Source organism: Salinisphaera sp. RV14 (genome assembly GCF_052044135.1).
In the GTDB taxonomy this organism is placed as follows: domain Bacteria; phylum Pseudomonadota; class Gammaproteobacteria; order Nevskiales; family Salinisphaeraceae; genus Salinisphaera.
This window is the reverse complement of record NZ_JBQDYF010000003.1, coordinates 64,716-78,136: the sequence shown is the minus strand read 5'-3', so window position 1 is coordinate 78,136 and position 13,421 is coordinate 64,716. Positions and strand designations below refer to the sequence as shown.

The window sequence follows — 13,421 nt, the reverse complement described above, 5'->3', positions numbered from 1 at the left end:
CGCGGTACGTGCATAAAAAAGCCCGGGCCGATCACGGCCCGGGCCACGGAAGCGCCGTTCCGACCAGCGGTCAGGCCGCGTCTTCCATGTCGGGGTTGTACTCGCCGCGCGCCGCCGCACCATTGTTGCGGGCACGCTTGAGAAACGCCCGTTGGGCCGCGGGTACGTTATCCGTCTGCCCGGCCCACGCCTTGAGCGCCGGCGTCTGCAGCGCACGACCGAACGAGAACGAAAGCGTCCAGGGTTGCGGCCCCCGGCGATTCATCGCATCCAGATGCGCCGTAGCGTCTTCATCGTCCTGCCCGCCGGAGAGGAAAACAATGCCGGGCACCGCGGCCGGCACGCAACGCCGCAGGCTTTGCAGCGTGGCGTCCGCCACCTGGTCCACCCCGGCCTGCTCGGCACAGTATTTACCCGAGACGACCATGTTGGGCTTGAGCAGCATGCCTTCCAGCAGCACACGCTGTTGTTTCAACTCGGCGAACACGGCATCGAGCACCGCCTCCGTCACCTGCTGGCAGCGTTCGATCGAGTGCTCGGCGTTCATGAGCACTTCGGGTTCGACGATCGGCACGATGCCCGCTTCCTGGCACAGCGCGGCGTAACGAGCCAGCGCATGCGCATTGACCTGAATGCAATAATCGCTCGGCCGGTTTTCCGCGATATCGATCACGCCGCGCCACTTGGCGAAACGCGCGCCCGCATCGGCATAGGTCGACAGGCGCTCGCGCAGCCCGTCGAGGCCTTCGGTGACTTTCTCCTCCGCGCTTCCCGCCAACGGCTTGGCACCCTGGTCCACCTTGATCCCGGGAATCATGCCCTTGCCGGCCAGCAATTCCGGAAAAGGCGTGCCGTCGTCGGCTTTCTGAAAGAGCGTTTCCTCGAACAGAATCACGCCGCTGATGAACTCTTCCGCGCCCGCGGTCGTGAACAGAAGATTGCGATAGGCCCGGCGGGTCTGTTCCGTCGATTCGACGTTGATACTGTCGAGTCGCTTCTTGATGGTACCGGTGGATTCGTCGGCAGCCAGCAGCCCCTTGCCGTACGTCATCAACTGACGAGCGGTGTCTATCAAAACCTGGTCTTGCATTGCGCTCTATCCTCCATAGTAGTGGTAACGGTGGTGTCGCAGCCTCTCCCGGCCACGCCACGAATACGCGCAATTTGTTGTATGGCGGAGAGGGTGGGATTCGAACCCACGAGGGGCTTGCACCCCTGCCGGTTTTCAAGACCGGTGCATTCAACCGCTCTGCCACCTCTCCCAAAAATCCATGGACCGTTGGCTGAATCGCCGGGGACTCGCGAAACCGCGCCCGGCCGACGCCTCACGACGCTATTTTCGAGCCGCAGTATGCCGCCATGCAAGCCGCGCGGCCAGGGCTTTTCCCATGGTCACGGTCCCACCGCCGACCGGCCGCGCATGGGCGTTGTCCGATTCGCGCGCTTTCTTTATACTCCGCGCCTCGCAAGTTTCGCCGGGATAGCTCAGTCGGTAGAGCAACTGATTCGTAATTAGTAGGTCGGAGGTTCGATTCCTCTTCCCGGCACCAGATAAAAAGCCCCCGCGTCATCGGCTCGGGGGCTTTTCCATGGGCCAACCACGATAACGCGGGGGCACTTGCCTGCTATCGCCACCGTTCGGGGCGGGCACTGTCGCCGCTCGCCGCCGACCGATAGGCCGCTTCGACCAGCGCGAGCGTGTTGAAGTTGTCCGGCCCCGCGGTGGGCGCGGATTCGCCGGCGCGGCGGCGTTCGATCCAGTCGCGCTGGAAGGCGACCACGCTTTCCTGAATCACGTTCCAGGGGGCTTCGCTCCACGCCGGCCAGGCTGGCGTCACGTCCTCGACCGTGGCCCGGCCGCCCGGTTTATGAAGGGTGAGACGGAAGTCGGCGGCCAGCCGGATCGAGCCGCGATCACCGTCGACCGCGATCAGGCTCTGCGGAAAAGGATCGTCCGCGAGTGTGGTCGCATAGCTGCAATCGACCACCGAAACACAGCCCGCGTCGTGGCGCAGGATTAACGTCGCATGGTCTTCGCCAGCGATATCCGGATTGACGCGCCCGGTCTCGCAGGACAGCCGCACGACATCGCCGAACAACGCCCGCGCCATGTCCAGTGTGTGAATGCCCAGATCCTTGATGATGAAGCGCTCAAGTGTGGCCAGATACGGCTGGTTGGCGAACACGTCGAAGCCGCTGCGATAGCTGATACGACCGAAGAAAGGCCGGCCGATGCGCCCTTCCACGACCAGCTCGGCGACCCGGCGCACGGCGCGCTGCCAGCGAAAGTTCTCGTGCACGGTGAGCGAAACACCGTGCTCACGACAGGTTTCGATCAGCCGGCGGGCGGTTTCCAGCGATCCGGCGAACGGCTTCTGGCAGATCACATCCACGCCGTGGCGCGCGGCCGCCGTCACCAGCGTCTCGTGGGCGGGGGTGGGCGCCGCGATGTCCACGAAGTCCACCGCCGTCTGCCCCAGCAGCGTTTCGATGTCGTCGAAGCGGCGCGCGATGCCGAATGTATCGCCGAAGTCCGCAAGCCGTCCGGCATCGCGGTCGCACAGGGCGACAATCGTGGCGCCCGGCAAGTCCTGCCAGGCCCGCATCTGGTTGGCCGCGAAGAACCCGCAGCCGACAAGCGCGCCTCGCAGCACAGCCCTGTCGTTCGAATGATAAGCGTCGTCCACGGCGATACCCGGGCTACCGATGATTGGTGGCGCGAATATACGCCACGACGAAGAGGTTACGTCATCATACCAATGGCGCAATGCTGATACGCGCCGGTGCCCGTATCGTGGGTTTCGCGTCCGATATGCCGGAGTCTTTCATGCCCCTATCCGAAGCGGTGCGCGTCCGGCGTGTCGGCACGCCGAGCCCGGAGCCCGCGCGCGAGCGCCATGTCGTCGGCCCCGTGCACCTCATCTGGCAGGCGGGCGCGATTCGTCATGTGTCGATCGACGGCATCGAGGTGCTGCGCGGTATCGGCGCGGTCATTCGCGACGACAATTGGGGCACGCACACGCTCTGCACCGAAGCGGACGAGGCGCGGCCGGGCCGCGATGCCATGGAGTTCACCTACCGCGCCGGGGTATCCACTGCCCGCGCTGGGCCCGGTGAATCGCCGCTCGCACTCGAACTGCATGCCCGTCTGGACGACACGGCGCTCGACGTGCGGCTTGCCATGACCGCTCGCGCGCGCTTTGCAACCTGTCGCAGCGGCCTCCGCGTACTGCTGCCACTCCTCGGCGTGGTCGGCAGCAACGTCGAAGTCGAACACTGCAATGGGCTCATCGAGACGGGCTGTTTCCCGCGACACATCAGCCCCGGCCAGCCGTTTTTCGATATCCGGCGGCTTTCGTTCACGCCCACGCCGCAGCGGGCCATCGACGTGCACTTCGACGGCGACGTGTTCGAAATGGAGGACCAGCGCAACTGGTCGGATGCATCATTCAAGATCTACAACCGCCCACTGGCCCTGCCCTCGCCATACCGCATCGAAGCCGGCAAGACCGTCACCCAGCGCGTGCGGCTGCAATGGCGTAACGCCGCGGGTGCCGCGCCATGAAGCACGTCACCCTCACGCCGCGCGCGGTCGAGGCTCGCATCCCCGATCTCGGCATCGGGCTCTGGGCCGCGCACGCCCCGACCAACGACAGACTCGCGGCCCAGCTCGATGCGCTCCGACCGGGCCATGTCGATCTGCTGGTCGATCTTCGAGTCGACGATGAAATCGACACACTCGCGCGTGTGCTCTCCCTCTTCCGCGAGCGCGAATGCGCGTTATGGCTGTATCTGATCTGCGACGACCACACGCCGCAGGTCGGGCTTGCCCGACTCGCCGGGATGCTCGAAGCCGAGGCCACGGGCGTCTCGGGCATGCTGCTCACACCGGCGGCCTATCTCAAAAGCTATCAGCCGGACGGCGACTGGCCGACCACCACCACGCCAGCCGCGCTCGTCGCGCAAGCACGACAACACTGGCCGAATCCTGTCATCGGTGGCGGCTTCCCCACTTATTTCACGGAGCTCAACCGGTGCCGGCCGGATCCGTCGACGATCGATTTTCTCACCCATGCCACATCGCCGATCGTGCATGCGGCAGACGATGTCTCTGTGATGGAAACCCTGGAAAGCCTGCCGTTCATCTTCGAATCGGCACGCGCGCTCGCGCCGGGCCGACCCTACCGGGTCACAACCAGTGCGATCGGCGCCTGGACCAATCCCTATGGCCAGATGCTCACCCCTAACACGAACCGGGAACGCGTGACGCTCAGCGACAACGACCCACGCCAACGCGCCCTGTTCGCGGCCGCCTGGTCGGTCGGTTATCTGGCCGCGGCGACCGGGCGTGTCGACGCGCTCACGCTGTCGTCGATCGGCCGCCCGTTTCCGATCGCGGCGCCAGGGGCTCGCTACCCGATCTTCGACGTACTGCGCGGCTTGAATGCCGGCACCGGCCGGCCTGCAATCGGCCCCACCGAACCGGTGAACGGTTTAGCAGCGCTCGGCTGGCGCACCGACGACGACCACGGCGAATTCTGGCTGGCCAACCTCACCGACGCGCCGTGCGCGGTCACCTTAGTCGGCCTGCGCCGGGCCGCCGTGTTGGATGAGCATGTCGACCCGGCTCTGGCGGTGAAGTCCGACTGGCCGCTCGATCGGCTCGCCCCTGGCGACGAATTACCGCTCACGCTCGAGCCATACGCCGTTGCTCGTCTGGCGATTGACCGGGGCGATGAGCGCCTGCATTCGACTTAAGCCGCATTGCCGAATGCCTAAAGGTATACTCATCATACCAATACAATTCGCGGCCTTCGGGCCTATCCGCCCGAGTCGACAAGTCATGGTCAATACGACGGATTCCAAGACCCTCGAACAGCGAACCATCCGCAAGGTGGTCTGGCGGCTGGCGCCGTTCGTGGCTTTGATGTTTTTCGTGAACTACCTTGACCGAACGGCGATTTCCTTCGCTGCGCCGAACGGCATGAAAACCGATCTCGGACTTACAGCGGCCCAATTCGGCCTTGCTTCGGGTATTTTCTTCATCGGCTATATCCTGTTCGAAATACCGAGCAACCTCGCCCTGCACCGCTTCGGCGCGCGTAAGTGGCTGGCGCGCATCATGGTGAGCTGGGGCGTGGTGGCGCTGTTGTTCACCTGGGTCGGCAGTGCCACCGGGTTATATTCCCTGCGGTTCGCGCTCGGCATCGCGGAGGCCGGTTTCTTTCCCGGCGCCATCCTGTTTCTCGCCACCTGGGTGCCCGGGCGTCATCGCAGCCGCATACTCGGCCTGTTCTACGTGGCTCAGCCGCTCACAACGGTGATCGGCGCACCGCTCGCGGCCGTTCTGGTGCAACAGAACGACTGGTTCTTCGGCCTGGCAGGCTGGCGTTTCATGTTCTTCGGCGTCGCGGCGCCAGCCATCGTGCTCGGCGTGGTGGCCTGGTTCTATCTCGACGACAAGCCGGCCGATGCGCGTTGGCTGGATGCGGACGAACGACGCTGGCTGGACGCGGCCCTGGCCGCCGAGTATCACGACAAGCCACGCCCGCGGGGCGCGCTCGACGGGCTACGCGCCGCGCTCGTGGATCCGCGGGTCTGGCTCTACTCCGGCATCTATTTCGGATTCATCTACGGCCTGTATGCGCTGGCGTTCTTCCTGCCAAGCATCATCAACGGATTCCAAACCCAGTTCGGCACCCACTTCGGTGTGCTCACCGAAGGGCTGATCACGGCCGTGCCCTATCTGCCGGCGGCGCTGGTGCTGCATCTCTGGTCACGCGATGCCAGCCGCCGTGGCGTGCGCCGCTGGCATATCGCGATTCCGGCGCTTATCGGCGGTGTGAGCGTGCCGCTCGCGTTGTACATGGATTCGCCGACGGCGACTATCGCGGTCGTCACCATAACGGCGTGTTCGATCTTTGCCGCCCTGCCGAACTTCTGGACGCTGCCGGCACAAGATCTTTCGGGCTCAGCGGCCGCAGCGGGTCTGGCCATCATCAACACGCTGGGCAATCTTGGCGGATTTTCCTCGGGCTATGTGACCGGCCTGCTGCACGACGCAAGTGGCGGCTATATCGTGCCGCTATTCGTGGTAAGTGCCTGCATGCTGGGCTCGGCCCTGCTGATGTTCGGCGTGCGCCGGCCCGAAACCACCAGAACGCATCCCTCGGGCGCTGCCTCCGGCGTGCATTCCACCTGATCATTCGCAACGAGATGCCATGGCTATCGGACTGAGCACCTACGCCTTCACCTGGCGCGGATCACAGCGCATGGCGTCGCCCATGACGCTGGCCGACATGATGGACGAGACCGTCGCCCTTGGCGGCGGGGTGTTCCAGATCTGCGACCACCCGGCCATCGAGGCGCTCTCCGACGCGGAGCTCGCCGAGCTGGCCGCCCACGCCGCGCGGCACGACCTGACGCTGGAACTCGGCACGCGCGGCATTGGACCGACCCAACTCGCGCGTTATCTGGACATCGCGGCGCGTCTGGACGTGCGCGTGCTCCGTTCCATGTTCAACGATGCCGAGACCCGGCCGACGCCGGATCAGGTGCAGGCCTGGTTACGGGCCTTCATCCCCCGGCTCGAACGCCAGGACGTGAGGCTGGCGCTGGAGACCTACGAACAGGTTCCGGTCGATACGCTGGTCGCGACCGTCGGCGCGCTCGACAGCCCGCATGTGGGCATCTGCCTGGACCCGGGCAATTGCGTAGCCGCGCTCGAAATGCCGGCATCGGTCGTCGAACGCACGGCGCCGTACGTCGCCAATCTTCATATCAAGGACTTCAAGTTCACCCGGGCCGACAGCTGGGTAGGGTTCCGCCTGCTCGGCTGTCCGCTCGGCGAAGGGCTGCTCGATCTGGACGGCATGCTCGCGCGCGTTGCGCCGCGTGAACGCGGCATCAATTGCATCGTCGAGCACTGGCTCGACTGGCAGAACGACGCCGCGACCACGGCCGCCACCGAGGCGGCCTGGACGCGGCACAGCATGGATATTCTCAGGAGTCTTCAATCATGAGCGATTATCGTACCCTCGCCCTGGTCGGCGCGGGCGGCAAAATGGGCATGCGCATCGGCGCCAACCTGGCGCGCTCCGACCATACGGTGCACTACTGCGAAAACGCGCCGGCCGGTCACGAACGCCTGGCCGCCGAAGGCCGCGCGGTCAGCGCGATCCACGACGTAATCGAGGCCTGCGAGCTGGTAATTCTGGCGGTGCCTGATACTGCCCTGGCGGACGTCAGCCGCGATCTCGTGCCACGCATGCGCACCGGCGCAACGCTGCTCACCCTCGATCCGGCGGCGGCCTATGCCAACGTGCTGCATCGGCGCGACGATATTCGGTACGCCGTGGCCCATCCCTGTCACCCCTCGGTGTTTCTCGAGCGCCGCACCGATGCCGAATACGCCGATGCCTTCGGCGGCGCGGCGGCCACGCAGTCGGTGGCCGCCGCCTTTGATGGCGGCAGCGCTGCCGACAAGGCTGCGCTGGAGCCGGTGATCTGTGTGATGTACGGCCCGGTCGACACGGTGCACTGGGTCACCGTCACCCAGTTGGCCTATCTGGAACCGACCCTGGTCGAGACCGTGACCTGCATGCTCGGCACCTTCATCAAGGAAGCGCTGGACGAGACTGTGGCGCGCACCGACATGCCCCGCCCGGCGGCCGAGGCCATGCTCTACGGCCATATCCAGATCGCGCTGGCGGTGGCCTTCAAGAGCACCAATCCGTTTTCGGACGCCTGCATGATCGCCATGGACTACGGCCGCGACGCCATCATCAAGCCGGACTGGAAGAAAATCTTCGACCAGGGTGAGCTCGACAAGGTCATCGCCCGCATGCTCAACATCGACCGTGTGAACCGACCCGACGTCCCGTAGATACCCCGCCTGCCAATAAGCCCGGCGCGAAACATCGTACCGGGCGATCTGTTCCGGCGAGATGGCGCGCGGGCGGCGCTTCAGGCGCCGCCCTGGTCCATGCGCGCCCGATACAGATCGCTGGCCCGCGTGAGGTGATCGTGCATGGCGGCGACCGCGCCGTCGGCATCGCCCTCGGCCAGGCGCTCGGCGATCCGGCGATGTTCGCTCACCGACACATCCTCCGCACCTTTGGCACTGACGATGCCGGTATAGTAGTCCTGAAGCCAGTGCAGCATCGCACGCGTCGTTGCGGCAAAGATCGGGTTTCCCGACAGCTCGGCGATCGCGTTGTGAAAGGCCATATCCGCCTCGACGAATTCAGGCGTGCCGGCATGCTCCACCATCTGGTCGATGATCGCCTCAAGCGATGCGATGTCATCGGCCGTGGCTTTCTCGGCCGCCATGCGCACCAGCCCCGTTTCCAGAAACAGGCGCGCTTGCTTGAGATGATCGACGTTATCGGCCGAATCCGACAGCAGAAAACGCGCGGTGCGATCGAACTGGTTGATCATCGAGTGCACCGTGACCTCGGTCACGCGGGCGCGTTCGCCGTGCGTGATCGCGATCATGCCCATCGATGCCAGTTGCTGCATCGCTTCGCGCACCGCGGGCCGGCCGACGTCGTACTCACGCATCAGTTCGCGCTCGGGCGGCAGTTGGTCGCCGGCCTTGAAATGGCCCGAACGAATGCGCGTCAACAGACGCTCCCGCACTTCGTCGGAAAGCTTGCGGCGACGAATCGGTGTATTGCCGGGGTCGTTCATGGTGGTGTCATCAATGCGGCGACGCCGGCCAGTCTACATGATCGGCCGGCGTCTCATGGCGGAACGCGGACCTTGCCCCGCCGCCGCGTGGGGCGGGGCAAGGTCACGTTATCAGTGTTTTTTCATGCCGAAACCGCCCGGCAGCACATCGCTCGCGTTCTTCCTGGTGATCAGCACACAGTCGACCGATTGTTTTTCCGGCAGACCGGTCTTGCCCTTGCGCAGCAGCGTATCGATCTGCTTGACGGCCATACGCGCCATCTCGGCGGCCTGCTGGAGGGCGGTTGCCTTGATGTTGCCGCCGTTTTCTATCTGGTCGATGACATCCGGATTGCCGTCGATGCCCATCACCGGCACGTTAGGCAGCCCGGCGTTCTTCAAGGCCGCGGCCGCTCCCAGCGCCATCGTGTCGTTGCCGGCCAGCACGCCGGCGATATCCGAATGCGCCTGAATGATCGACTGCATGACGTTATAGCCCTTGGTCTGATCCCAGTCCGCGGACTGTCGGGCCACCATCTTCATGGTCGGGATTTGATCCATCACGCTATGAAAACCCTGCGAACGCACGTGGGCGTTGGTGTCCGACGAACGCCCCACCAGTTCGACCCAGTTACCCTTGTAGCCCGTGGTCTTGGCGAAATACTGCGCCACCGAACTCGCGCACTGGAAGTTGTTGGACACGATCTGGGCATTGGCGACGCCGTTGGCGTTGATCTCACGGTCAATCAGAAACACCGGGATGCCGGCATCGCGGGCCCGCTTGACCGCGGCCACCGAGGCATCCGAACCCGCATTATCGAGAATGATGGCGCTGGCGTCGTCGGCGATCGCGTTCTGGATCATCTTGAGCTGGACGTCCGGATCGCCCTTGTGCACCAGAGAGCGGGTTTCGTAGCCCATCTTGTGGGCCTGGGCGACCGCCGTGTCGGCCTCGGTCTTGTAGAACGGATTGCTGTGCGATGGCGTGATCACCACGATACGGTGCTGTCCCGGATCGAACGGCGCGGCCACGGCCGCTCCGGTACCCGTGGCGATCGCCAACAATCCGGCAAGCATCCCGACCAGGATGCGACGACTTGATCTCCTCATGAGCGCACTCTCCTTTTTACTTCTGGGTTGATCAGGGCGTGACGGCTTCGTTAGCCACGTGCTGTTGACGAGCGGCTGCGCGTACTGCTGCGGCTTGCTCGGCCCGGCGCTGCAGTTGATCGACGACCACCGCGAAAATGATGACGGCGCCGGTGATCACCGTCTGCCAGAAATCGGAGACGCCGAGCAGCACCATGCCGTTGCTGAGCACGCCGAGCACGAAGGCACCGATGATCGTGCCGCCGATCGTGCCCACGCCGCCGAACAGCGACGCGCCGCCCAGTACGACGACCGCAATGGCATTGAGTTCGTAGGTGGTGCCGATCGCCGGGTTGGCGGCCCCGAGCCGCGCGGCGATGATCAGGCCAGCCAGCGCGGCACAGAACCCGGAGATGGCGTAGGTCGCAATCTTCACACGCGCCACGCGCACACCGGAGAGTTCCGCCGCGCGCTCATTGCCGCCAAGCGCAAATACCTGGGTGCCGAACACCGTGCGACGCGTGATCCAGGTTGCGACCAGCGCGAGCGCGATCATGATCCAGATCGAGTACGGCAGGCCGAGAAAGCTACCGTTGCCGAGGATCGGAAATCCGGTATTGCCGAGACTTGCCCGGCCGGACAGATCACCGTAGGTGGCGCCGTCGGATATCAGCTGAGCGGCCCCGCGTGCGACATAGAGCATGCCGAGCGTCTGGATGAATGGCGTGACCCGCAGCCGCGTGATGAACAGGCCGTTGATGATGCCGACCAACACGCCAATGGCGAGCGTAACCGCGCAGGTGATCACCACGTTGGAAAAGATCGCGACGTCGAAAAACGGAATACGCAGCCCCTGCGAAATCAACCCGCCGGCTATCATGGCTGCCAGCCCGGCCACCGAGCCGACCGACAGATCGATCCCGGCGCCGAGAATGACGAACGTCATGCCGACGCCAAGGATCGCGAACACCGCGACCTGCTCGGCCACGATGATCAGGTTGCGCACGGTCAGAAATGCGGGCGACGTTACGGCGAACAGGCATACCAGCACAATCAGCGCCAGGTAGGCACGAAAACGCAGCAACAACAGCGGCAGCGACGCAACGCTCAGCCGGGAAAGAAAGGACAGGTCGGTCGAGGTCGATGCGTTCATACGGCGCGATCCGGGTCGAAACGTGGCACTTGCGAGTGACTCACCAGGGCGTCCTCAGTGATCTCGGCGCGAGCGAGGTCGGCGGTGATACGCCCCTGGGCCATCACCAGCACGCGATCGGCGCCGCCGGTGATCTCGGCGAGATCGGACGAGGCATAGAGAATGGTCAGGCCGTTGCGCGCCAACCGGTCCATGATTTCGAACAGTTCGCGACGAGCCTTGATGTCGATGCCGCGCGTGGGCTCATCGAGCAACAACACACGCGGCTCGATCAACAGATTCTTGCCGACCACAGCCTTCTGCTGATTGCCGCCGGATAGCGCCGAAACGAGCACGCTCGTGTCCGAGACCTTGATCGTCAGTTCGCGCACCATGCGTTGCACATCGCGGCGCATGGCGCCGAAATCGAGCCCGCTGCGGCCGGCGTAGGTCTTGAGATTGGCGAGCGCGATGTTGCTTGCCACCGACTGGCTCGGCACCAACCCGAGGCGCTGGCGATCCTCCGGTACGAGCGCGAGGCCGGCGGCGAGACGTTTCGGAATACCATCGGCCGGCACGAGCGTGCGCCCGTCGATCGTGACTGCCCCGGCCGCGGCCCGGCGCAGACCGATCAGCGTCTCGAACAATTCGGTGCGGCCGGCGCCCATCAAACCGTAGAAGCCCAGGATTTCGCCCGGCGTAACCGAAAAGCTGACATCGTCCAACAGCAGCCCGCCCCCGTTATCGGGCAGGCGCAGATTCTCGACCGTTAGCACCGGCGCCGCCGCCGGATCGGCGCGATGATCGCTCGGCACGTCGCGATATGGGCCTTCGACCCGCGCGCCGACCATGCGCTCGACCAACCAGGGAATATCCACGTGGCCGCGCGTGCCCGTCTCGATCAACTCGCCATCGCGCAGCACGGTGAACCGATCGCCGATCTCGACCAGTTCCTCGAGCCGATGCGAGATATAGACGATTGCCACGCCCTGCTGTTTCAGTTCGTCGATCAGACGGAACAGGATCGCGACTTCGCTCTCACTCAGCGAGGAGGTCGGCTCGTCCAGAATCAGAATCCGCACATCGGCGATAAGCACACGCGCGATTTCGACGATCTGCTGCTGACCGATGCTCAGGTCGCCGAGCGGCACATCGACATTGATGGCCTGCCCCATGCGCTCGAACACTTCACGCGCCAGCCGACGCTGTCGGGCGGCACGCACTGTGCCCGCCATACCGCGCAACTCGCGTCCGACGAACAGATTCTGGGTGACCGTAAGATTGGGAAACAGATTAAGTTCCTGATGCACGATGCCGATGCCGAGCGCCATCGCCTCGCGCGGGCTGGCGACATCGAACGGCCCGCCCTCGAGGCGCAGCTCGCCGGCGGTTGGCCGCTCGATCCCGGCCAGAATCTTCATCAACGTAGATTTGCCGGCGCCGTTCTCGCCGATCAGCACGTTGACCTGGCCACGCCAGACTTCGAAACCCACCTGATTCAGCGCGGTCGTGCCGGGATAGACCTTGGTCACGCCGCGCGCGCTGAGCACCACCGGCCTGCTGTGCGCCCCGATGTCGTGAACCGCGCTCACGGCTTGACCTCGATATCGATCGGCACGATCTGGATCGAACCGTCGGCCGATTCGGCAAAGGCGCCGGTAAATGTGATCGTCTTGCCCGCGAGGGCATGAAGCTTGATGCCCTGATAGGCCTGCGCCAGCGCCCGCTTGTTCATCGCCTTGGCCACGCTGGCGTACTGCATCTGGTTGGTGAAGTCGTTGAGTTGCAGGAACGGAAATGCATCGCGCAGCGCGGTACCGAACACCAGTGGTCCAGCGTAGAGCGACAGATTGCCCGGGGACTTCGGATCGGCCAGATCGACCCGGCCAACCGGCGTCGCCGTAGCGATCTTCGCCACCCGCGCGCTGCCGTTTACGAGGAAGTTGTAGGTATCGCCACCGGACAGTACGCCGTAGCGCTTTTCGGTCGCCTGGCGATGATCCGCGAGGCCTTCGAGCACCTGATGCAACGGCACAGCATGGTTTTTTGCGTAGGGCATGATGCGCTTTTGCCAGAGGCCGGCCACGTATTGCGTCGGATTGAAGCTGCCCGGCGCGAACTTCTGGTCCGTGCCCGCTGAATTGACATCCGCCGGGGTCGACAGCACGACCCGGCCGGTCTTCGCATCAACTGGACGCGTCGTCAGTAGCGGGCCCGGCGCTAGATACCCCAGCACGAGCAACAGGCCCGCGACCGCGCTTACGGCGACCAGGGCTCGGGCAGCGAGTGGTCCGAGTTGCGGCATATCGGTCCGAACGAGTGAAGAAGCAGTCGAACGGATTAAACCGAATGTGTGATGATCATGTCATTATACCAATGGTCGCATAGCCGATAGTCGGAGGCGCTGGGCGCACCGCGAGTGCACCGATCTGCGCCCTCTTCCTTACGCTTGTCGCCGCATGTCGTATCCCGAGGGCTTACGGATGTTTCGTGCGCGACGGCGCCAACGGCCTGCGGCCACGCGGCTTAT

12 protein-coding genes and 2 tRNA genes are annotated in these 13,421 nt (G+C 64.6%); 6 read left to right on the top strand and 8 right to left on the bottom strand.

Annotated elements, in window-relative coordinates; genetic code table 11:
* Positions 1 to 70: 70 nt before the first annotated feature.
* The gene (locus tag ACS8Y6_RS04795) at positions 71 to 1,090 is read right to left on the bottom strand and encodes a class I fructose-bisphosphate aldolase (protein WP_440848308.1); all 1,020 of its coding nucleotides are present in this window, start codon (positions 1,088 to 1,090) and stop codon (positions 71 to 73) included.
* 82 nt (positions 1,091 to 1,172) lie between these two features.
* Positions 1,173 to 1,262 (bottom strand) — tRNA-Ser (locus tag ACS8Y6_RS04790).
* A 212-nt stretch (positions 1,263 to 1,474) separates the two neighbouring features.
* Between ACS8Y6_RS04790 and ACS8Y6_RS04785 the strand changes: the two genes are divergently transcribed.
* Positions 1,475 to 1,550, top strand: a tRNA-Thr gene (locus tag ACS8Y6_RS04785).
* 75 nt (positions 1,551 to 1,625) lie between these two features.
* Here ACS8Y6_RS04785 and ACS8Y6_RS04780 read toward each other — a convergent pair.
* Positions 1,626 to 2,687, bottom strand: coding sequence for a Gfo/Idh/MocA family protein (locus ACS8Y6_RS04780; protein WP_440855081.1), 1,062 nt, complete (start codon positions 2,685 to 2,687; stop codon positions 1,626 to 1,628).
* A 140-nt stretch (positions 2,688 to 2,827) separates the two neighbouring features.
* Between ACS8Y6_RS04780 and ACS8Y6_RS04775 the strand changes: the two genes are divergently transcribed.
* The 5 genes from ACS8Y6_RS04775 to ACS8Y6_RS04755 all read left to right on the top strand — a co-directional run bounded on the left by ACS8Y6_RS04775 (position 2,828) and on the right by ACS8Y6_RS04755 (position 7,885).
* Positions 2,828 to 3,565, top strand: coding sequence for a hypothetical protein (locus ACS8Y6_RS04775; RefSeq protein WP_440855080.1), 738 nt, complete (start codon positions 2,828 to 2,830; stop codon positions 3,563 to 3,565).
* Positions 3,562 to 4,758, top strand: a complete 1,197-nt coding sequence (locus ACS8Y6_RS04770; protein ID WP_440855079.1) for a hypothetical protein — start codon at positions 3,562 to 3,564, stop codon at positions 4,756 to 4,758. The genes ACS8Y6_RS04775 and ACS8Y6_RS04770 overlap by 4 nt, the downstream gene beginning before the upstream one ends.
* An 85-nt stretch (positions 4,759 to 4,843) precedes the next feature.
* On the top strand, positions 4,844 to 6,202 hold the full coding sequence (locus ACS8Y6_RS04765; RefSeq protein WP_440855078.1) for an MFS transporter: 1,359 nt from the start codon (positions 4,844 to 4,846) through the stop codon (positions 6,200 to 6,202).
* Positions 6,203 to 6,221: 19 nt separating this feature from the next.
* Positions 6,222 to 7,022 carry a sugar phosphate isomerase/epimerase family protein gene (locus tag ACS8Y6_RS04760; protein ID WP_440855077.1) on the top strand — a complete coding sequence of 267 codons (801 nt, stop codon included), beginning with the start codon at positions 6,222 to 6,224 and terminating at the stop codon, positions 7,020 to 7,022.
* Entirely contained in the window at positions 7,019 to 7,885 is an 867-nt protein-coding gene (locus ACS8Y6_RS04755) for a phosphogluconate dehydrogenase C-terminal domain-containing protein (RefSeq protein WP_440855076.1), read from the top strand. The genes ACS8Y6_RS04760 and ACS8Y6_RS04755 overlap by 4 nt, the downstream gene beginning before the upstream one ends.
* An 80-nt stretch (positions 7,886 to 7,965) precedes the next feature.
* On the opposite strand, the gene nanR is transcribed toward ACS8Y6_RS04755, so the two are convergent.
* The 5 genes from nanR to ACS8Y6_RS04730 all read right to left on the bottom strand — a co-directional run bounded on the left by nanR (position 7,966) and on the right by ACS8Y6_RS04730 (position 13,196).
* Entirely contained in the window at positions 7,966 to 8,691 is a 726-nt protein-coding gene (gene nanR, locus ACS8Y6_RS04750; RefSeq protein WP_440855075.1) for a transcriptional regulator NanR, read from the bottom strand.
* 111 nt (positions 8,692 to 8,802) lie between these two features.
* Positions 8,803 to 9,780 (bottom strand): D-ribose ABC transporter substrate-binding protein, encoded by a 978-nt coding sequence (locus ACS8Y6_RS04745; RefSeq protein WP_440855074.1) that lies wholly within the window; start codon positions 9,778 to 9,780, stop codon positions 8,803 to 8,805.
* 31 nt (positions 9,781 to 9,811) lie between these two features.
* On the bottom strand, positions 9,812 to 10,912 hold the full coding sequence (locus tag ACS8Y6_RS04740) for an ABC transporter permease (RefSeq protein WP_440855073.1): 1,101 nt from the start codon (positions 10,910 to 10,912) through the stop codon (positions 9,812 to 9,814).
* Complete coding sequence (locus ACS8Y6_RS04735; protein ID WP_440855072.1) at positions 10,909 to 12,483, bottom strand: sugar ABC transporter ATP-binding protein; 1,575 nt, start codon at positions 12,481 to 12,483, stop codon at positions 10,909 to 10,911. The genes ACS8Y6_RS04740 and ACS8Y6_RS04735 overlap by 4 nt, the downstream gene beginning before the upstream one ends.
* Positions 12,480 to 13,196, bottom strand: a complete 717-nt coding sequence (locus ACS8Y6_RS04730; protein ID WP_440855071.1) for a DUF2291 family protein — start codon at positions 13,194 to 13,196, stop codon at positions 12,480 to 12,482. The genes ACS8Y6_RS04735 and ACS8Y6_RS04730 overlap by 4 nt, the downstream gene beginning before the upstream one ends.
* Between the last annotated feature and the right edge of the window lie 225 nt (positions 13,197 to 13,421).